21 protein-coding genes are annotated in these 17,988 nt (G+C 69.1%); 16 read left to right on the forward strand and 5 right to left on the reverse strand.

Translation table 11 applies throughout. The features are described from left to right. Positions 1-8: 8 nt before the first annotated feature. From JHE00_RS26725 to JHE00_RS26745, 5 genes are all read left to right on the forward strand, one after another. Positions 9-710 carry a Crp/Fnr family transcriptional regulator gene (locus tag JHE00_RS26725; protein ID WP_307832128.1) on the forward strand — a complete coding sequence of 234 codons (702 nt, stop codon included), beginning with the start codon at positions 9-11 and terminating at the stop codon, positions 708-710. A gap of 120 nt (positions 711-830) precedes the next feature. After that, positions 831-1,688: an alpha/beta hydrolase gene (locus JHE00_RS26730; protein ID WP_200323370.1), complete on the forward strand. Its 858-nt coding sequence runs from the start codon at positions 831-833 to the stop codon at positions 1,686-1,688. Then, positions 1,681-2,940 (forward strand): CaiB/BaiF CoA transferase family protein, encoded by a 1,260-nt coding sequence (locus tag JHE00_RS26735; RefSeq protein WP_230425009.1) that lies wholly within the window; start codon positions 1,681-1,683, stop codon positions 2,938-2,940. The genes JHE00_RS26730 and JHE00_RS26735 overlap by 8 nt, the downstream gene beginning before the upstream one ends. 32 nt (positions 2,941-2,972) lie before the next feature. Next, complete coding sequence (locus tag JHE00_RS26740) at positions 2,973-3,590, forward strand: enoyl-CoA hydratase/isomerase family protein (protein WP_307832129.1); 618 nt, start codon at positions 2,973-2,975, stop codon at positions 3,588-3,590. 14 nt (positions 3,591-3,604) lie between these two features. Continuing rightward, a complete protein-coding gene (locus tag JHE00_RS26745) occupies positions 3,605-4,402 on the forward strand; it encodes an SDR family NAD(P)-dependent oxidoreductase (protein ID WP_200323149.1) in 798 nt (265 codons plus the stop codon). 71 nt (positions 4,403-4,473) lie between these two features. On the opposite strand, the gene JHE00_RS26750 is transcribed toward JHE00_RS26745, so the two are convergent. Then, a complete protein-coding gene (locus tag JHE00_RS26750) occupies positions 4,474-4,761 on the reverse strand; it encodes a peptidoglycan-binding domain-containing protein (protein ID WP_200323150.1) in 288 nt (95 codons plus the stop codon). Between the two features lie 72 nt (positions 4,762-4,833). On the opposite strand from JHE00_RS26750, the gene JHE00_RS26755 reads away from it, so the two are divergent. Continuing rightward, positions 4,834-5,487 carry an ABC transporter ATP-binding protein gene (locus JHE00_RS26755; RefSeq protein WP_200323152.1) on the forward strand — a complete coding sequence of 218 codons (654 nt, stop codon included), beginning with the start codon at positions 4,834-4,836 and terminating at the stop codon, positions 5,485-5,487. Positions 5,488-5,540: 53 nt separating this feature from the next. Here JHE00_RS26755 and JHE00_RS26760 read toward each other — a convergent pair whose 3' ends face one another. Next, positions 5,541-6,848 carry an MFS transporter gene (locus tag JHE00_RS26760; protein WP_200323154.1) on the reverse strand — a complete coding sequence of 436 codons (1,308 nt, stop codon included), beginning with the start codon at positions 6,846-6,848 and terminating at the stop codon, positions 5,541-5,543. A gap of 152 nt (positions 6,849-7,000) precedes the next feature. Here JHE00_RS26760 and JHE00_RS26765 point away from each other — a divergent pair, with 152 nt between their 5' ends. The 3 genes from JHE00_RS26765 to JHE00_RS26775 are packed head-to-tail and all read left to right on the forward strand — an operon-like array spanning position 7,001 to position 8,712. Beyond that, positions 7,001-7,672 carry a cupin domain-containing protein gene (locus JHE00_RS26765; protein WP_200323156.1) on the forward strand — a complete coding sequence of 224 codons (672 nt, stop codon included), beginning with the start codon at positions 7,001-7,003 and terminating at the stop codon, positions 7,670-7,672. A 25-nt stretch (positions 7,673-7,697) separates the two neighbouring features. Beyond that, positions 7,698-8,510 (forward strand): IclR family transcriptional regulator, encoded by an 813-nt coding sequence (locus tag JHE00_RS26770; RefSeq protein WP_200323158.1) that lies wholly within the window; start codon positions 7,698-7,700, stop codon positions 8,508-8,510. A 16-nt stretch (positions 8,511-8,526) separates the two neighbouring features. Beyond that, positions 8,527-8,712 carry a tautomerase family protein gene (locus tag JHE00_RS26775; protein WP_200323160.1) on the forward strand — a complete coding sequence of 62 codons (186 nt, stop codon included), beginning with the start codon at positions 8,527-8,529 and terminating at the stop codon, positions 8,710-8,712. 3 nt (positions 8,713-8,715) lie between these two features. On the opposite strand, the gene JHE00_RS26780 is transcribed toward JHE00_RS26775, so the two are convergent. After that, complete coding sequence (locus JHE00_RS26780) at positions 8,716-9,474, reverse strand: IclR family transcriptional regulator (RefSeq protein ID WP_200323162.1); 759 nt, start codon at positions 9,472-9,474, stop codon at positions 8,716-8,718. A 111-nt stretch (positions 9,475-9,585) separates the two neighbouring features. On the opposite strand from JHE00_RS26780, the gene JHE00_RS26785 reads away from it, so the two are divergent. From JHE00_RS26785 to JHE00_RS26800, 4 genes are read left to right on the forward strand one after another with little or no spacing between them, the layout of a single operon-like run. Then, complete coding sequence (locus tag JHE00_RS26785) at positions 9,586-10,395, forward strand: 2-keto-4-pentenoate hydratase (protein WP_307832130.1); 810 nt, start codon at positions 9,586-9,588, stop codon at positions 10,393-10,395. Positions 10,396-10,398: 3 nt separating this feature from the next. Further along, the gene (locus JHE00_RS26790) at positions 10,399-11,313 is read left to right on the forward strand and encodes an acetaldehyde dehydrogenase (acetylating) (RefSeq protein WP_200323166.1); all 915 of its coding nucleotides are present in this window, start codon (positions 10,399-10,401) and stop codon (positions 11,311-11,313) included. Further along, positions 11,310-12,398, forward strand: coding sequence for a 4-hydroxy-2-oxovalerate aldolase (gene dmpG / locus JHE00_RS26795; RefSeq protein ID WP_200323168.1), 1,089 nt, complete (start codon positions 11,310-11,312; stop codon positions 12,396-12,398). Before JHE00_RS26790 ends, dmpG begins: the two co-directional genes overlap by 4 nt. Then, positions 12,395-13,186 carry a 2-keto-4-pentenoate hydratase gene (locus tag JHE00_RS26800; protein ID WP_200323176.1) on the forward strand — a complete coding sequence of 264 codons (792 nt, stop codon included), beginning with the start codon at positions 12,395-12,397 and terminating at the stop codon, positions 13,184-13,186. Before dmpG ends, JHE00_RS26800 begins: the two co-directional genes overlap by 4 nt. 74 nt (positions 13,187-13,260) lie before the next feature. On the opposite strand, the gene JHE00_RS26805 is transcribed toward JHE00_RS26800, so the two are convergent. Then, complete coding sequence (locus JHE00_RS26805; RefSeq protein WP_200323178.1) at positions 13,261-13,512, reverse strand: hypothetical protein; 252 nt, start codon at positions 13,510-13,512, stop codon at positions 13,261-13,263. Positions 13,513-13,836: 324 nt separating this feature from the next. On the opposite strand from JHE00_RS26805, the gene JHE00_RS26810 reads away from it, so the two are divergent. Genes JHE00_RS26810 through JHE00_RS26820 form a run of 3 tightly spaced genes read left to right on the forward strand, consistent with a single transcriptional unit; the run spans position 13,837 to position 16,148 of the window. Further along, complete coding sequence (locus JHE00_RS26810; protein ID WP_200323180.1) at positions 13,837-14,283, forward strand: hypothetical protein; 447 nt, start codon at positions 13,837-13,839, stop codon at positions 14,281-14,283. Positions 14,284-14,307: 24 nt separating this feature from the next. Then, a complete protein-coding gene (locus JHE00_RS26815; RefSeq protein ID WP_230425010.1) occupies positions 14,308-15,498 on the forward strand; it encodes a sensor histidine kinase in 1,191 nt (396 codons plus the stop codon). Next, entirely contained in the window at positions 15,498-16,148 is a 651-nt protein-coding gene (locus tag JHE00_RS26820; RefSeq protein WP_200323182.1) for a response regulator, read from the forward strand. Before JHE00_RS26815 ends, JHE00_RS26820 begins: the two co-directional genes overlap by 1 nt. A 77-nt stretch (positions 16,149-16,225) precedes the next feature. Here the strand turns inward: JHE00_RS26820 and JHE00_RS26825 are convergent, their stop codons facing one another. After that, positions 16,226-17,941, reverse strand: a complete 1,716-nt coding sequence (locus JHE00_RS26825) for an alpha/beta hydrolase (RefSeq protein WP_200323184.1) — start codon at positions 17,939-17,941, stop codon at positions 16,226-16,228. Positions 17,942-17,988 lie beyond the last annotated feature (47 nt).

Raw genomic sequence — 17,988 nt, forward strand, 5'->3', positions numbered from 1 at the left:
GCGCTGACGTGAATCACCACGACAACGGCATCTCGGCAGCCGCATTGGAGGCGTGGTCCCAGAGCTTCCTGTGCCAGCAGGATCCGGAGATCCGAGACGCGCTCCTCGGGGACAGCCGAGTCGTGTCGTATCCCGCCGGCGCGTTCATCTGCAGGGCGGACGAGGGGGACTACCTGGTCGCTCTCATTCACACGGGGCGCGTCAGGGCGAAGATCACCGCCTGGGACGGCCGGGAGGTCACGACCCGGTACCTGACGGCCGGTCACATCACCGCCGTTCCGGCGATGCTGACGCACGGTGCGCCTTCGTCGCTCGAGGCCGTCACGTCGTGCGAGGTCTCGGTGCTGAACCCGAACACCTTCCGGCGCCTCATGCAGACCAGCGCGAACCTCTGTTATGCGGTCGCCGTGTATCTGGCGGAGTCCACCTACGAATCCGTGGCATACCTCGAGGACAACCTCTTCGGCTCCGTGCAACAGAGAGTGAGCAGACATCTACTCGAGATGGCCACGCCCACGATCAACGGGCTGCTCGTCCAGACGGATCAGACAGAGCTCGCCCACGCGATCGGATCAGTGCGAGAAGTGGTCGCCCGGGCTCTCAAGAAGCTGAGTGACACCGGTGCGATTCGCCGCTCTCGGCGCCAGATCTGGATCGAGGACCCAGGGCTGCTGAAGTCGTTCATCTCGGCGGACCTGCGGAATCGTTAGCCGGCACTCACCGAAGTGAGGGAAAAATTGGGCAGTTATCAGCTAGACGACGAGCTGGCGACATCGATCGCGAACCTACCCGTGGTCGATCGCACCGACGTCGCGCAAGCCCGCAAGATCATGTCGGCTCGTGTCGTCGATTCCGGCCGGTACGACTCGGCCGACGACGGTGTGACCACAGAAGACCACTCCTGCACGAGCAGCGACGGGCAGACTGTCGAGCTGCGGCTGTACCGGCCACACCGCCGCACGAACAGGGGCGTCATCTACCACGTTCATGGCGGCGGCTTCATCGTGGGCGATCTCGAGATGAGTCACCTTCGCAACGTCGAGATCGCGCGCGAAGTCGGCTCGGTCGTCGTCTCCGTCGGCTATCGACTGGCCCCGGAGTGGCCCTTTCCCACTCCGGTCGAGGATGTCTACAGTGGACTCTCCTGGCTGCGCGAACGGGCGGGCGAGCTGGATATCGACCCGGCACTCGTCGTCCTTCACGGCGTGAGCGCCGGTGGCGCCATCGCGGCCTCGACCGCGCTGCTGGCCCGCGATCGGAAGGGGCCACCGATCTTGTTCCAGTTCCTCAAATCGCCGGTGCTGGACGACCGGCTCGCGACCGAGAGCAGCACACGATTCACGGACACTCCCGCGCTGAACCGGCGGGACGTGGAGATCTGCTGGGCGGCCTACCTCGGGCACATCGGGAGCGGCAACGCGGTCTCGCCGTACGCGGCTCCCGCTCGGGCCTCCGATCTGACGCGACTTCCGCCGACATATGTGTCCGTCGCGGAGTTCGACCCTTTGCGCGATGAGGCGATCGACTACGCGCGATCGCTCCTGACCGCCGGAGTCCCCGTCGAACTGCATCTCTTTCCCGGGACCTATCACGGCTCCGCCGCGGCACGGGACGCGGCGGTGAGCCGGCGGGAGCTGGCTGAGGAAGTCGCCGTGCTGAAGAAGGCCTTGGAGCGAGCGCATGTCTGACGCGAGCGGGGCACGCGGACTGCCGACAGGGCAGCACTTTCTCGACGGCGTACGTGTACTGGACATCACCGGCGCCCTGGCGGGCCCCTATTGCACGACGATCCTGTCCGACCTCGGCGCCGAGGTCATCAAGGTGGAACCGGTGGACGGCGATTCGCTTCGGCGCCGCCTGGTGGGGCCGGAACAGCAACCCCTCCCGTTCGACCTGATCCACCGCAACAAGCGCAGCCTCGCTGTCGACATCAAGAGCGACCGGGGGCGGGAGGTCGTCACAGCGCTGGCGATGCGGTCGGACGTACTCGTCGAGAACTTCCGGGTCGACGCACTCGCGCGGCAAGGTCTGTCCTACGACGACCTCAAGGAGGACTGCCCGAACCTGGTGTACTGCTCGATCTCGGGCTTCGGGCAGTTCGGGCCGATGCGGGACGCGAAGGGCATCGACCTGGTCGCACAGGCGTACGGAGGGCTGCTGAGCGTCACGGGAAGCGCGGGCGGAGACCTGGCGAAGGCGGGCTACCCCATCGGCGACCTGGGCACCGGGATGTGGGGTGCGATCGGTGTGCTGGCCGCGTTGATGCGAGCCCGCGCCGGCCTCGGCGGCTCCCACATCGACGTGTCGCTCGCGGACACGATCGCCGGGTGGTCCTTGTGGGAGGTGGCCGACTCCGTGGGAACCGGGCAAGCGCCGGCGCCACTCGGTACCGCGCACCGGCTCGTCGCGCCGTACGAGGCGTTCACCTGTGGTGACGGCGACATGCTCGTGATCGGTGTGACGGAACGTTCCTGGAGGACCTTCTGCGCCGTCCTGGACATCGACCTTTCCGGGGACGTGCGCTTCGAGCGCGAATACGACCGCTTCGTCAACCGCGAGCAGCTCGCCGAGCTGCTCCAATCCCGGTTCAGCACGGCACCGCGGGACACGTGGATCGACCTGCTCCGCGAAGCCGGGGTCCCGTGCGGGCCCGTCAACACCATCCCGCAGATGCTGAACGACTCCCAGTACGCCGCTCGGGGAATGTTCCCGAGCGACGTCGAGCGGTTCGGGCACCGCCGCATCGTGAACACACCGCTCATCGCCGACGGCGCCCCGCGCGCACAACGGAACGCACCCGCCATCGGGCAGGACACGGTCGCGCTGCTGAGCGAGGTGGGAATCGGCGATCAGGAGATTCGGGCACTGCTGCGAGACCAGGTGGTCGGCTCCGCGGCGGGGAAAACTTCGGCTGCGGACTCGGAGGCAGACCCGGCATGACAGACCTGCTACGGCTCGACGTCGTTGATCGCGTGGCCCGGCTCACCATCAACAGACCTGAGAAACGCAACGCCATGTCAGCGGACATGTGGCACAGCCTCCGCCGGCACATCAGGACGATCGACGAGACCTCCGGCATCTCGGCCGTTGTCCTGCGGGGCGTCGGCGGGAGTTTCTCGGCCGGCGCGGACCTGGCCGAGATGAGGGACCCGGACCAGGACCGGGTCGAGGAGTACCGGGATTTCGCCGAAGAGGCTGTCGTCGCGCTGATGGAACTGACCCCACCAAAGGTCGCGGAGATCGACGGACCGTGCTTCGGCGCGGGTTGCAGCCTTGCGCTCGCCTGTGACGTTCGCCTGTGTTCTCCGGCTTCACAGTTCGGAATTCCCGCGCTCAAGCACGGATTCGCCTACGAGCCGGTCTTCGTGCGGCGACTGGCGCAGATCGTCGGGCCTGGTCCGGCCGGGCTGCTGCTGTACGGAAGCGAGCGATGGAACGCCGACGAGGCCGTGGCACACGGCCTGGTCGACAGATGCACTGACGACGTCCCGGCGGCCGTCGAGCGAATTCTGGCCAACCTGCGCGGCGCGCGGGAGTCGGCCATCGCGTCGACCACCGCGGCGATCAGGACCGCGCCGCAGTTTCACTAGGAAGGACTCCAGCCATGGAATTGCATCTGAACGGTGCGCGCGCGATCGTGACCGGTGGCTCGCGCGGAATCGGACTCGCTGTCGCCCGCGGTCTCGTGGCAGAGGGCGCGAGGGTGGCGCTCACAGCCCGCGACGAGCAGCGGCTCGAGGTCGCCGCGGAGAGCATCCGTGACGGCGAGGCCGACGTGCTCGCGATCCCCGCCGACACCACCGACGACACCTCCGTACGAGCGATGGTCGACAAGGTCCAGGCCGCGTGGGGTGGGGTCGACGTGCTGGTCAACGCCGCCGCCCAACCCTCGTTCGCCGCCGCTCCCCCAGCCCTCGCGGATCTCACAGACGACGCGGTGCTGACGGATTTCGACACCAAGGTGATGGGGTACCTCCGGTGTGCCCGCGCTGTCGCCCCGCACATGATCGCGCAGGGCGGGGGCAGGATCGTCAACATCTCGGGCCTCAACACCCGCCGCACCGGCTCCATCTCCGGCACCGTCCGAAACGTCGCCGTCGCCGCCCTCACCGCCAATCTCGCCGACGAGCTCGGCCCTCACGGCGTCGGTGTCACGGTCGTGCACCCCGGAATGGTGGACACCGAACGCACCCCGAAGCTCGTCGCCGACCGGGCCGCGAGCACGGGGCTCACCGAGGAGGAGGTTCGTGCCGGCCTCGGCGCGACGACGAGCTTGCGCCGCCTTGTCACCGCGGCCGAAGTCGCGGACGTCATCGTCTTCCTCTGCTCCCCCCGAGCGGTCGGGGTGACCGGCGATGCGGTCGGCGTAGGAGGCGGCAACAGGGGCGCGGTGCACTACTAGCCAGAAGGCGACGGGGCTCGGCACCGCCCGCGTGATTCCCACGCGGGCGGCCGTCACCGTTTCTGTCAGCGTCACACCTGGTTCGGGTTCTTGCACCGGTACAGGGGGTAGCCGGCCTGGGCGTGCAGGTGCCACGTCATGGCCTTGCGGGTCTTCAGCCCGTGGACGCCGTCGATCTCCGACCCCTTGAAGCCCATCTGGTGCTCCTGGAGTGCCCTGACGGCTCGCTCGGTCGCGGTGCCGTACTTGCCGTCGGCGCCGCCGTTGTTCCGGATCACCTGAGCGGCCGCGGTATCGCGGTAGCAGGTCAGAATGTTGTCCTGCAGCGCCGTGATCGGATTCGTGGTCGCCCTGCTCATCAAGGAAGTCGCTCGCCTACTCATGCCGTGGTCGCGGCCCTGAGCGCACACACCCCAGCAAGGAGACGTGAGATGACAACCATCGACACCCCCGCGGCCGAGGGCGGATCCGAGACCGCCATCGCTCCGGCCAAGATCGCGATCAACGACCTCAGCCGTGTCTTCCACGGGCGCAAACAGGATGTCGTCGCACTGGACAAGATCCAGATCGACATTCCCGCGGGCCAGTTCCGCGACACGGTCGGCCACTATCTCGACAAGACCGGCCTCAGCCAGTTCGCCGACGCCTACCCCCATCAGCTGTCCGGCGGCATGCGGCAACGAGTCTCCATCGCCCGCGCGTTCGCGAACGATCCCGAGGTCCTGCTCATGGACGAGCCGTTCTCCGCGCTGGACGAGCAGAACAAGACCCTGCTGCAGGAAGAGCTGTTGCGGGTGTGGGAGGAGAACCGCAAGACGGTCGTCTACATCACGCACAGCGTCGACGAAGCGGTCACGCTCGGCGACCGGATCATGGTCATGACCGCGCGACCGGGCACGGCCAAGACGTTCGTCGACGTGCCCTTCGAGCGCCCGCGCGACGTCCTGGGCCTGCGGCACGCTCCCGAGTACGGCGACATGGTCTTCACGATCTGGGAGTACCTGCGCGACGAGGTCACGCGGTCACAGAAGATCGCGGCTCCCCGCGCCACCGGGATCAAGCGCCGATTCCTCAGCAGACGCTGACCCAGAGGCCGACGCCGCACCGCGCGGCGTCGGCCCTCGTACGACGTCGACGCTCAGGCTTCGCTGCTCCGAGGGACACGCGCCGCCGCACCCGTGCCCGTGGTCAGTTCCTGCCCCTTGGTCTCCGGCAGGAAGAGCAGCACCACGATCGCGGCGAGCAGGTAGAAGCCCGCGGTTCCGGTCAGCGCCATGCCCACACCGAGATTGGTGGCCATCACCCCGACCAGCATCGGGGCGAGCGCACTCGCCGCACGGCCGGTGTTGTAGATGAAGCCCTGGGCGAAGGCGCGGATCTCGGTCGGGAACAACTCCGCGAGCGTCGGGCCGAATCCGGAGTAGAAGCCGGTGCCGAACAGCGACATCACCGCACCGAAGACCAGCATCAGCACTTCGTTCTCGATGAGGATGAACACGGGAACACACAGCGCGGCGGCGGTGAAGTAGAGGATGAACGCCCAGCGACGGCCGATCCGGTCGGCGACGTAGCCGAAGGAGATGAACCCGGCCGCGGCGCCCACCTGCATCACGATGATCCAGGTCGTCGAGGACAGGATCCCCATTCCCCTGCCGCCCTCGTCCACGGGTGAACCGAGATAGTTGGGAATCCAGGTGAACAGTCCCCAGTATCCGCACATCGCGAGGGCGGTGAAGCCGATGCAGACGACGACAGCCTTCGGGTTGGCGGAGAACAGCTGCTTGATCGACTGCTTCGCGCTCAGCCGTTCACCCGCTTCGAGCCACATCTCGGACTCCCGCGTCGCACGGCGGATCCAGAACGCGACGATCGCCGGCAGGATCCCCGCGAAGAAGGCCCAGCGCCAGCCGAGGGTCGGAACGACGAGCAGGGTGATGAGTGCGGCCAGCGCGTAGCCCGTCGCGAACGCGCTCTGCACCCAGGCGACGACCTTGCCGCGGTGCCGCGCGGGCCAGGTCTCGGTCACCAGAGCCGTTCCCGCTCCCCACTCGCCGCCGACCCCGAGGCCGACGACGATGCGCGCGACCAGGAGCATCCCCATGTCCGTGGTGAGTCCACAGAGGAACGTGCCGACCGAGTAGCAGAGGATGCTCGCCACCATGGCCTTCGTCCGGCCGATGCGGTCGGCGATCAGGCCGAACACGAGACCACCGAACGCCGAGGCGACGAGGGTGAAGGACGCGATGGCTCCGGCCGTGCCGCGGTCCGAGCCGAACTCGGTGACGATGTGCCCGATGACCATCGAGAAGATCATCAGATCCATGATGTCGAGCATCCAGCCGAGATAGGCCGCCGAGAACGTCCGCCACTGGTTCTTCGTGGCACCCCGGTACCAGCGTTTCTCCACCCCGGCGGAGGTCGCCATCGCTCCACTGTCGTCGCGCATTGGGCTTCTCCTTCGAAGGACCAACTCGACGTCTCGCTCATCGAGACACGTGTCCTGTTTGCGTGAACACGGAGACCGTAACACGGACTGGCGTGTGGTACTACTGGTCAATACATGCGTAACGTTGAGCGAGACAGCGAAGGAAGGCCGTAGTGACCACGAAGAAACTCTTCCTGTTCGAGGACACCATTCCCGCCCACGCCCGGCCGGTGTATCTCCCGGAGGGCGACCGCAGCGTCTACGTGCGTTCGGGCTCGGTCGAGGCGATCTCGGACACGGCAAGCCAGTTCCTCTGGGAAGGCTCGGCGCACACCTCCGGCACCGAACTGACTCTCGCCTCGGAGGACCAGGACGCGGTGCTGTGGCGCTGGGAACTCGGCGACACCTCCGAGGCCGACGACTACGCGTTCCGCTCCGCGCCGGAGACCACCAGCACGCTCAAGCTGGCCGCCGACCTGGAGCTCGACGACCGCTACACCTGGTTGATGCGGTGCGACACCGTGACCTTCCCGCCCTCCGGCGAGGCGTTCACGCACCTGCACCAGGGCCCCGGCATCAGGATCACGCGCGAGGGCGAGATCACGATCGAGACCGAGGGCGCCGAGCACGTCCACGGACCTGGTGACGCGTGGGCGGAGAAGGGCGTGGTGCCGGTGTACGCGAGCACGACCGCCGAGTCGAGCACGACGTTCGTCCGCTGTTTCGTGTTGCCGAAGCAGGTGAAGGGTGTGAGCTCGCTGCGCATCGTGCGGCCCGAGGACCGGGCGAAGGCCAACACCCAGAAGTACCGCGTACTCGCGGAGAGGATCATGTCGTGGACGTGATCGAGCAGTAGGAAGGAGCGCACCCGTGAGCACCGAGCCTGAGCCGGGCGAGCAGGAGGGCGGAGCCGCCAAGGCAGGCTCCACGCCGTCGCCGTCGCTCCTCCCCCTTCAGCTGCTCGAAACACTGCTGACCAGAGGCGAGTCGTGGGGCGTCACCGAACTCGCCGACGCGCTCGGACTACCGAAGGCCAGGGTTCACCGGCACCTGTCGAACCTGCGCCAGGCCGGATACCTGTCGCAGGACAACGAGGCCCGCCGTTACCAGGCCGGCTGGCGGCTGGTGCTGCTCGGCCAGCAGATCGAGGCCCGCAGCCAGATCGTCACCATGGCCAAGCCCGTGATGGCCAGGCTCAGGGACAGCATCGGCCAGACCATCGTGCTGTCGCAGCTCACCGATCACGGCGTCACCGTCACCGAGGTGCTGCAGGGCGGCTCGCCGATCGACGTGATCCTGCACGTCGGCACCCAGTTCGGCTACAACAGCAGCGCGCAGGGCAAGGTCGCGCTCGCCTTCGCCTCGGAGACCCAGCTCGAGAGCTGGTCCCGGCTCGTCACCGAGGAACGGACACCGAGCACGGTGACCAACGAGAAGACGCTGTGGAAACAGGTCGACGCCGTGCGCGAGCAGGGCTGGGCCGCCGCTCCCGAGGAGACCTACCGTGGCGTGAACGCGCTCGCCGCGCCGGTTTTCGCGCACAACGGGGAGATCTCGTGCACGCTCGCGATCATCTCCTCGATGCACTTCCTTCCCGACCCGCCGCCCGAGGACGTGGTCACCGCGCTGACGAGCGCGGCCGACGACCTCTCCCGGGCACTTGGCCACCGCCACACCACCTGACCGTCAAGGAGCAGCCATGCCCATCGTGCAGATCACCCTCGTCAAAGGCAGGGACAGCGCACTCGTCGAGGACTGTGTCCGCCGGGTCGCCCGCACCGTGTCCGACAGTCTCGACGCTCCACTCGGCACGGTGCGCGTCGTCGTCAACGAGGTGGAACCCCAGCACTTCGCCGTCGGCGACCGGCTCAAGTCCGACCCGTGATGCTCACCGGAGCCCGGCCCACTCCGCCCCGCCGAACCCCGGCATCCGCGCGGCCTGCCTGCCGAGCGCGATCGCCGCGGTCCGGACGGCAGGCCCGAGCGCGGCCACGTCCGAGTCTCCGGCCCGGGTGCTGATCGAGAGCCCCGCGATCGGCGTGCCCCCGCGATGCCGGATCGGAGCCGCGACGCACTCCACGCCCGGGCCCGATTCCTCGGTCTCGTAAGCGATCCCGGACTCGCGGATGGCCGCCAGCTCCTCGCGCAGCCGCGCGGGACTGGTAATGGTGCCCGGACCCAGCCGGGTCAGTCCCTCCGCGATCACCCGGTCCACGACGGCGGTCCCCGCGAAGGCTAGCAACGCCTTCCCGACCCCCGTCGCGTGTGCCGGGAGCCTGCCGCCCACGCGCGATCCCAGCGGCGGAGCCGTCCGGCTGCGGAGCTTGATCACGTAGACGACCTCGGTCCCGTCCAGCACGGCAAGGTGCACGGTCTGTCTGGTCGCGCCGCGCAGGTCGGACATGCTCGCCAGCGCGAGCCTGCGCAACTCGTGCGGTGTGGCCGCCTGCTCGCCCAGCTCGAAGAAACGCAGCCCGATCCGCACCTCGGAGCCGGCCTGCTCCAGGAACTTGTGCTCGACGAGCTCTCGCACGATACGCGAGACCGTCGAGGCGGCAAGACCGGTCCTGCGACTGATCTCCCGAACACCGAGCGCCTCGTCCTCGGGGCGAAAAGCACCGAACACCAGCGAAACCCTGGCGATCATCGATTGCGCACCCGAGGAGGTGTTCCGCTCACTGGTACACACACTAGGAAGTGTGCAGGTCCCGCGGACACCATGTCAATCAACCCCAGTTGTCCTAACAGGAGTGACCACGTGAGTCCACAGCTCGGCGAAGCCGACAGGGCCGATGCCGCCCTCCGCCTTCTGCAGGCCTACGAATCCGGCGTCGCGATCCCGCCGCTGACCACGACCCAGCCCGGCCTCACGGTCGAGGACGCCTACGACATCCAGCTCCGCCAGGTCGCGCGCTGGACCGCCCAGGGCAGGAAGATCGCCGGGCACAAGGTGGGTCTCACCTCCGCCGCGATCCAGCGCCAGCTGGGTGTCGACTCCCCCGACTACGGCCACCTCTTCGCGGACTCCTTCCACCTCGAGTCGCAACCGGTTCCCGTCGGCGCGTACCTGAACCCGAGGATCGAGCCCGAGATCGGCTTCGTCCTGCGCACTCCGCTCGCGGGGCCCGGCGTCACCGTCGCGTCCGCGCTCGACGCCATCGGCTACGCCGTGGCGTCGCTGGAGATCATCGACTCCCGCATCGAGGACTGGCGGATCAGCCTGCCCGACACCATCGCCGACAACGCCTCGTCCGGCGGTGTCGTCCTGGGCTCGGTTCCCGTCCCGCTCGACACGCTCGACCTGCGCACCACCGGTGTCGTGCTGCGCCGCAACGGCCGGATCGAGCAGACCGGTGCCGGCGCCGCCGTTCTCGGCTCGCCCGTCAACGCCCTCGTCTGGCTCGCCAACACCGTCGGCGCGCTCGGCGTGCGGCTCGAAGCGGGCGCCGTCGTTCTGCCCGGCGCGCTCACGGCCGCCGTCGACGTCTCCCCCGGTGACACCGTCACCGCGACCTTCGCCCATCTCGGCAGCGTCACCGCGACGTTCGCCGCCGCCTCGCAGGAGTAAGAGATGTCCCGACCCACCGCGGCCATCGTGGGCCCCGGCAACATCGGCACCGACCTGCTGGTGAAACTCCAGCGGCGCGACGTCTTCGACGTGCGCTACATGATCGGCGTCGACCCCGATTCGGAGGGACTCGCCCGCGCCCGCGCGCTCGACGTCGAGACCAGCGCCGAGGGCGTCGACTGGCTGCTGGCCCGCGACGAGCTGCCGGACGTCGTGTTCGAGGCCACCGCGGCGAAACCCCACCTCGCCAACGCACCTCGTTACGCGGAAGCGGGAATCCGCGCGATCGACCTCACCCCGGCCGCCATCGGCCCGTTCGTCTGTCCCGCGGTCAACCTCGGGGCGCACGCCCATGCCCCGAACATCAACATGATCACGTGCGGCGGGCAGGCGACCATCCCGATCGTGCACGCCGTCTCCAGGGTCACCGACGTCCCCTACGCCGAGATCGTCGCCTCGATCTCCTCCCGCTCGGCCGGGCCGGGCACCCGCGCCAACATCGACGAGTTCACCGAGACCACGTCGCACGCCATCGAATCCGTCGGCGGCGCGGCGAGGGGCAAGGCGATCATCATCCTCAATCCGGTCGAACCGCCGATGATCATGCGCGACACCGTGTTCTGCGCGATCCCGCCGGACGCCGACCGCGACGCCATCGGCGAGTCCATCCACCGCGCCGTCACCGAGGTCCAGACCTATGTCCCCGGCTACCGGCTGGCCTCCGACCCGCAGTTCGAGGACGCGAACGAGCGGTGGAACGGACAGGCACGTGTCGCGGTGTTCCTGGAGGTCGCCGGCAACGGCGACCACCTCCCGCCATGGGCGGGCAACCTCGACATCATGACCGCCGCCGCGGTCAGGGCGGGCGAGTTGCTCGTCACCGGCGCGGCCGAGCCGAAAGAGACGATCACACGATGACCGGCCCCGCCACGAACAATTCCGCCAGCAGCACCGACAACGCGGCTGTCGAGAAAGTCCGCATCACCGACACCACCTTGCGCGACGGCAGCCACGCCGTCAGCCACCGGTTCACCGTCCCCCAGGTTCGAGCGGTCTCCCGCGCGCTCGACAGTGCGGGTGTCGAGGTCATCGAGGTGACCCACGGCGACGGGCTCGCGGGATCGTCGTTCAACTACGGTTTCTCCGCCGTGCGCGACATCGACCTCGTCGCCGCGGCGGCCGACGAGGTCCGCAACGCCAGGATCGCCGTGCTCCTGCTGCCCGGCCTCGGCACGGTCGCCGACCTGCGCGAGGCAGCGGCAGCCGGAGCGAAGATCGCCCGCGTGGCCACGCACTGCACCGAGGCCGACGTCAGCATCCAGCACTTCGGCGCCGCCAGGGAACTCGGTCTGGAGACCGTCGGGTTCCTGATGCTGTCGCACCGGAACTCCCCCGAGGGCCTCGCGACGCAGGCCCGGATCATGGCCGATGCCGGCTGCCAGTGCGTGTACGTCGTCGACTCCGCGGGTGCCCTGCTGCCCGATGGTGTCACGGACCGGGTCACCGCGCTGGTCCAGGAGCTCGGTGACGACGCGCAGGTCGGCTTCCACGGCCACCAGAACCTCTCGCTCGGGGTCGCGAACTCCATCGCGGCGCAGCGGGCCGGTGCACGCCAGATCGACGGCACGTTGCGCGCACTCGGTGCGGGCGCTGGCAACTCGCCCACCGAGATCCTCGTGCCCGTCTTCGACGCTCTCGGCGTCCAGACCGGAGTGGACAGTGAGCTGATCCTCGCCGCGGCGCAGGAGATCCTCGCCCCGGTGGTCCCGAGAATGCCGGTCGCCGACCGTTCCGCGATCGTGCAGGGCCGCTACGGCGTCTACAACTCGTTCCTGCTGCACGCCGAACGCGCCGCCGAACGGTACGGCGTGCCCGCCTACCAGATCCTGCGGCGGGTCGGCGAACGCGGCTACGTCGGCGGGCAGGAAGACATGATCATCGACGTGGCGATCGCGCTGCGCGACGAACTCGGCGCAGCCGGAAAGGACAGGGTGACCGCATGACCGAGGCCACGAACTGGGACATCGACACGGCGGCGGACGTGCTGCTGGCCGCCGAGGCACGGCGGCAGGACCGCGGCCCGATCACCGACGAGTGGGCCGGACTCGACCTCGGCACCGCGTACCGGGTGCAGCGGCGGCTCGTCGAGAAGAAGATCGCCGCCGGCGAGTCGATCGTCGGGGTCAAGCTGGGCCTCACCTCGCGGGCCAAGCAGGAGCGCATGGGCATCGACTCCCCGCTGACGGCCGTGCTCACCGACGGCTACGCGCTCGAGGCCGACGTGCCGCTCCAGCTGGATCAGCTGATCCACCCCCGCGTCGAACCCGAGATCGTGTTCGTGATGCGCAAGCGTCTCGAGGGCCCTGGGGTCACGGCGGCGACGGCGCTCAATGCCGTCGAGAGCGTGCACGCGGGACTCGAGGTCATCGACTCGCGCTACATCGACTTCAAGTTCACCCTGCCCGACGTGGTCGCCGACAACGCGTCCTCCGCGCGCTTCGTCGTCGGCGGCAAGGCCGTGTCCCCGAAGAACCTCGACCTCGCGCTCGAGGCATGCGCCCTGTCGGTCAACGGGGCCGTCGTGGACACCGCCACCGGCGCTGCCGTCCAGGGGCATCCGGCCGAAGCGCTCGCGATGGCGGCCAACGACCTCGCCCGCCGCGGCGAGGCCATCGAAGCGGGCCAGGTCGTACTCACCGGCGGACTGACGGACGCGGTGTTCATCCATGCGGGAGAACAGATCGGCGCGGAGTTCAGCAACCTCGGCTCGGTCTTCCTCACGGCCACCTGAGCTTCGTGGAGTGCGACACCGGCACCCTGGCCGCCAGGGTGCCGGTGTCGAGGCAGCCGGTTTCCGCAGGAAAGCTAATGGAGCCAACGAAGTCCCGACGCCCGGAATCCCGCGGCCTGAAGCCGCTTCTCGCGCGATCGCTTTCCGATCACTGTGGCCAACACCGACAGCGGATAGGGGATCGCGAAGAACAAGAACGCCTGAGAAGTTCCGGCCGTGTAAAGACTCACGATCGCGCCGACCACGCTGAGCACCACGCCGATTGCTCCGCCGATGACCAGGATGCGCTGGGAAGTTGTCCAGTCCGACCTACTGGCGAGGCTCATGCCGCAGCAGCTCCTCTGTCCCGGTTATCGACGCGATGATCATCGCGATCATATCGCCAGGAACAGCCCGGCGGCACCCGTCGGACGTGCTACGGACTCTCTGGTTGTGACCTCGACCGACCGAGAGTTACGAGGTCACCGCACAGTGGCCTTGGTTCGGCATCACCTCGGCAGCTCTCGAGATCGGACCTTTTCGGCGCGAGTGACCTCGTTGCCCTGCCGATCGCTGCAGGCGCCGGGACTCCCACAAGCCTCTCGGCCGAAAGTACGAGAGGAGCCGTTCTTGCCCTGCAGCAGGCCATGCCGTGGTCCTAGTTTTCCCGCATGACTACCGAAACCACGCGAACGAACCCGCCGATGACCATCGTCGCCGCGTTCTTCGGCTTCCTCGCCTCCACGGTGTCCGCGCTCGCAGGCGGATTCCTGATCCTGAACTACCGCGACGAACTCGCCGCGACGCTGCGCGACGCCGACACCTCGCTCAGCGGCGAGCGGCTCGACCAGGCCGTGCTGGTGGCGCAGGGATTCGCGCTCGCCGTGGTGGCGGTCGTCGTGCTGACCTACCTGTGGTTGTCGTTCAAGCTCAAGGCAGGACGCAACTGGGCGCGCGTGGCGCTCACCGTGCTCACGCTCCTGCATGCGGCGTCGCTGCTGGCCACGCACGCCACCTGGGCGGGCTACCTCAGCTGCGCGGTCGCGGTGCTGGCGATGGTGTCCAGCTACCTGCCGCCGTCCAACGCCTACGTCGCCGGGGCTGGGAGAACGAGCTGAAGCCGCTGCGCGATGATGCCGGTCATGCGCAGAGGGGGAACCGCGGCCAGGCGCGGCGTGCTCGTCACCGAGATATCGGTGCTCGTCGTGGCCACGATCGCCGACAGCGTGCTGGCCCTGCGGTTCCCCGGCTCGGACCGCGGCTGGACCGACACGCTGGCCGGTTTCCTGGCTCCGGCCGGGCCGGCGATGGCGGTGCTGGCCGTGCTGCGGCGACGGTTCCGCCGGCACGTCGGCACGCTCGCCGCCGCGGTCGCAGGGCTCTCGGCCTTCAGCACGGTCGTGGCGCTGGTCGCCGGACACGGCGGGGCGCAACCGGTTCTCACCGAGATCGTGGCCGCGGGCGTGCTCACCGCCGCGGTGTGCCGGCGGCTCCCGCCGGCACACGCGGCGGCGCTCGCCTCGGCGCTGGGCGCGGTGATGATCGCGGCGCCCTTGCTGCGCTACGGCCTCGACGAACCCGAAGCACTGATCAGCGTGGCGGCCGCGGCCTACTGGGGCGCGTGCCTCGGCGTCGGGCTGATCCTGCGCGATGCCGACGGCCGCCAGCGCGCGGTCCTGGAGCGGGTTCGCTCGCAGGAACGTCTGCAACTGGCCAGGGAACTCCACGACCTGGTCTCGCACCACGTCAGTGGGATCGTGGTCCGGGTGCAGGCCGCTCGCGCGATCACCGAGGCCGCTCCCGACGGACAGGACCACGCGGGGGTCTACCGCGAGATCGAGGAGGCGGGCGGGGCGGCACTGAGCGCGGCGCGCCGACTGGTCGGCATGCTGCGCGACACCGAACACGTCCCTCCCCCGGCCGGTGCGAGCCTCGGTGACACGGTGCGCGCCGCTGCCGGGACCACCCCGCCAGACGTCGCCGAGGAACTGGACCAGCTGGTGCTCCCGCCACAACTGGCCACCACGGTGCACCGGGTGGTACTCGAGGCGCTGACCAACGTCCGCAGGCACGCGCCGGATGCCGCCGACGTGTCGGTGACCGCACGGGCCGACGCCGACGACCTGGTACTCGACGTGCACAACGACGGGGTCACATCGGCACCGGCCTCCGCCCCCAGCGGATTCGGCATCGTCGGGATGACCGAGCGGATCACGATGCTCGGTGGCAGTCTGAGCGCTGGACCGGCGCCCGGCCGGTGCTGGCGCGTCATCGCACGACTGCCGCTGGGCAGTGAGCACCGGCCCTTCGACACACTGCCCCAGGGGATCTGATGTCCATCCGCGTACTCGTCGCCGACGACCAGACGTTGGTACGGACCGGTTTCCGGCTGGTGCTCGAGGCCGCACCGGACATCGAGGTGATCGCCGAGGCCGCCGACGGCGAAGCCGCGGTCCGGCTGGCGCGGCGGCTGCGGCCCGACGTCACGCTGATGGACATCCGGATGCCCAAGGTCGACGGGCTGCAGGCGACCGAGCAACTGGCCGGGCCCGCGGTCGCCGATCCGCTGCGGGTGGTCGTGGTGACCACCTACGACGCCGACGAGAACGTCTACGCCGCCCTGCTCGGCGGCGCCTGCGGCTTCCTGCTCAAGGATGCCGGCCCTCGGTTGCTGGTGGAGGCCGTGCGGGCGGCGGCCAACGGGGACGCGATGGTCTCGCCGGCGGTGACCGTGCGCTTGCTGGCCCGCTTCACGGAGAACGTGCGCCGCCGCTCCCAACCGGTGCCGACTCCCCTGACCGACCGGGAGTCCGATGTGGTGCTGGCGGTCGCCCGAGGCCGGACCAACGCCGAGATCGGCGCCGACCTGGGCATCTCGCTGTCCACGGTGAAGACCCACCTGGCGAGCGCGCAGGGCAAGCTCGACGCCCGTAACCGCACCGAGATCGCCATCTGGGCGTGGCAGCGCGGCCTGCTCCGCTGATCACTCACCCGAGGGCCCCGTTCGTCGTCCCGCTGGTGGCGAGACGACGAACGAGGCCGGGCCGACTCACCGCGTAGTCAGCGGCGTGGCGCGTTCACGTCGCTGATCATCGCCTGCACCGAGGCGAGCAGCTCGGGCAGTTCCGCCTCGGCCGCCCGCATGGGCTGCACGGCCGCCGTGCGGACCGGACCGGGAACGGGGTGCACCTCGGTCTCGCCGGGAAGCGGAGTCCCCGGGCAGGTCGCGTTGCCAGGGCGTGAGTTGTTCACCAGGAAGACGTTGACCATCCCGTCCACACACGGGTTGCCGTCGAAGGCGTACTGCCCGTGGAACGGGCTGTCGTCCACCGAGACCATGCTCACGCCGGGAGCCGCCCGCACCGCCGACCTGGCCTGCTCGTACCCGGTCTGCGGGTCGAGCTCACCCTGCACGACCAGCACGCGGTCGGCCACCTCCTCCGGCAGCTCGGGCAGCTCCTGGCGCGGCTCGTCGGACCAGAAGGAGCAGGGTTCGCTCAGCCCGTACGCCCAGCCGTTCAGCGGGTACTGCGGTCCCTGCCGGTCGCTGAGCCTGCGGTACCAGGACTCCGACCGGGTCACCTGGTCACCGCAGGCCACGGCGTAGCGCGTCGCCGGAACCTGTTGGTAGTCCTCCGGATCGTCGGCGAGAGCTCGCGCGACAACATCGGGAGTCAGCTCGGCGAGCTGCACGCCGAACCGGCTGCGGGACAGCTCGTCCAGCGCGGGGGCGAGCTCCGAGTCGGCCAGTGCCGTGGCGGGGTCCTCTCCGTCCGCGCCGCCCACCGCCTGGACGAACACCGCCGCACCCAGGATCCAGCGCAGCTGCGAGCCCATGCCGGTGAACATCATGTCGTAGCTGTTCGGGCTGGTGCCCATGGTCGCGAAGAACTCGCGGCCGCGTTCCCAGTTCGCCGCGGCCTCCTCGACGGTGGACCCGACCTCGTCGGGGAACTGGCGGGTCATCCACGGCAGGAATGAGTCCTCGAACAGCCGCTGGTTGATGCGCGGCCAGTCCTCGAACGCCGCCTGGAGCCGACCCTGGAAGTCGGTGCCGGAGTCCAGCACCATCTTGCCCGCACTGTCGGGGAACAAGGACGCGTACTTGGCGCCGAGCCAGGTTCCGTAGGAGTAACCGATGTAGTTCAGCGTGGACTCGCCGAGCAGGTGCCGGATCAGCTCCATGTCGTGGGCGGTCTGCCAGGTGGTGAGAAACGGCGCGAGCGCTTCGCTCTGGCACGCCTCGGCGACCGCGCGCGGTTGCTTGACGTGCTCGGCGATGCTGTCCGCCGAACGATCCCGCGCGTCGAGATCGGTGCGCTGGGACAACCGGTCCACCGGCACCTCGCAGGTCTCGGGGGCGAAGCCCCCTTCCTGCCCCGTCCCACGCGGATCCATGCCGATCAGGTCATAGCCCTCGTGCAATGTCGGCTGGGCGGCGGCCAGCGAACCGGGCAGGGAGGTGCCCTGGGCACTGGGGCCACCGGGGTTGACCAGCAGCGAGCCGAGGTGCTCGCCGGTAGCCGCGACTCGGCTGATCGACACCTGCAGGTTCCGTCCGGTCTCGGGCGCCGCCCAGTCGCGCGGCACGGTCACCAGCGCACACTCCGCGGGCTTCGCGTCCTCGGCAGGGGTGAACGGGCACGGCTCCCAGGTGAGTTGCTGGTCGGCGTACCCGGCGAACGGCCCGGTCACGGCGCCCGCAGGAACCACGGCCCCGGTGAGGACGAGTGCCGAGGTGAACGCGAGCACCGCGCCGACAGTGGATCTGCGCACAGCAGTCCTTTCGTGGCAGGGAATGGAGAAGAACCCATCCCAGCAGC

This window comes from Prauserella cavernicola (assembly GCF_016595675.1).
GTDB classification, from domain to species: domain Bacteria; phylum Actinomycetota; class Actinomycetes; order Mycobacteriales; family Pseudonocardiaceae; genus Prauserella_A; species Prauserella_A cavernicola.

Bases quoted from the DNA above. Each gene is read 5' to 3' on its own strand.
- JHE00_RS26755 (WP_200323152.1), top strand. From the start codon at position 4,834: ATGACAACCATCGACACCCCCGCGGCCGAGGGCGGATCCGAGACCGCC.
- JHE00_RS26760 (WP_200323154.1), bottom strand. From the start codon at position 6,848: ATGCGCGACGACAGTGGAGCGATGGCGACCTCCGCCGGGGTGGAGAAA.
- JHE00_RS26810 (WP_200323180.1), top strand. From the start codon at position 13,837: ATGACTACCGAAACCACGCGAACGAACCCGCCGATGACCATCGTCGCC.
- JHE00_RS26775 (WP_200323160.1), top strand. From the start codon at position 8,527: ATGCCCATCGTGCAGATCACCCTCGTCAAAGGCAGGGACAGCGCACTC.
- JHE00_RS26780 (WP_200323162.1), bottom strand. From the start codon at position 9,474: ATGATCGCCAGGGTTTCGCTGGTGTTCGGTGCTTTTCGCCCCGAGGAC.
- JHE00_RS26805 (WP_200323178.1), bottom strand. From the start codon at position 13,512: ATGAGCCTCGCCAGTAGGTCGGACTGGACAACTTCCCAGCGCATCCTG.
- JHE00_RS26730 (WP_200323370.1), top strand. From the start codon at position 831: ATGTCGGCTCGTGTCGTCGATTCCGGCCGGTACGACTCGGCCGACGAC.
- JHE00_RS26820 (WP_200323182.1), top strand. From the start codon at position 15,498: ATGTCCATCCGCGTACTCGTCGCCGACGACCAGACGTTGGTACGGACC.
- dmpG (WP_200323168.1), top strand. From the start codon at position 11,310: ATGACCGGCCCCGCCACGAACAATTCCGCCAGCAGCACCGACAACGCG.
- JHE00_RS26745 (WP_200323149.1), top strand. From the start codon at position 3,605: ATGGAATTGCATCTGAACGGTGCGCGCGCGATCGTGACCGGTGGCTCG.
- JHE00_RS26735 (WP_230425009.1), top strand. From the start codon at position 1,681: ATGTCTGACGCGAGCGGGGCACGCGGACTGCCGACAGGGCAGCACTTT.
- JHE00_RS26815 (WP_230425010.1), top strand. From the start codon at position 14,308: ATGCGCAGAGGGGGAACCGCGGCCAGGCGCGGCGTGCTCGTCACCGAG.
- JHE00_RS26800 (WP_200323176.1), top strand. From the start codon at position 12,395: ATGACCGAGGCCACGAACTGGGACATCGACACGGCGGCGGACGTGCTG.
- JHE00_RS26750 (WP_200323150.1), bottom strand. From the start codon at position 4,761: ATGAGCAGGGCGACCACGAATCCGATCACGGCGCTGCAGGACAACATT.
- JHE00_RS26790 (WP_200323166.1), top strand. From the start codon at position 10,399: ATGTCCCGACCCACCGCGGCCATCGTGGGCCCCGGCAACATCGGCACC.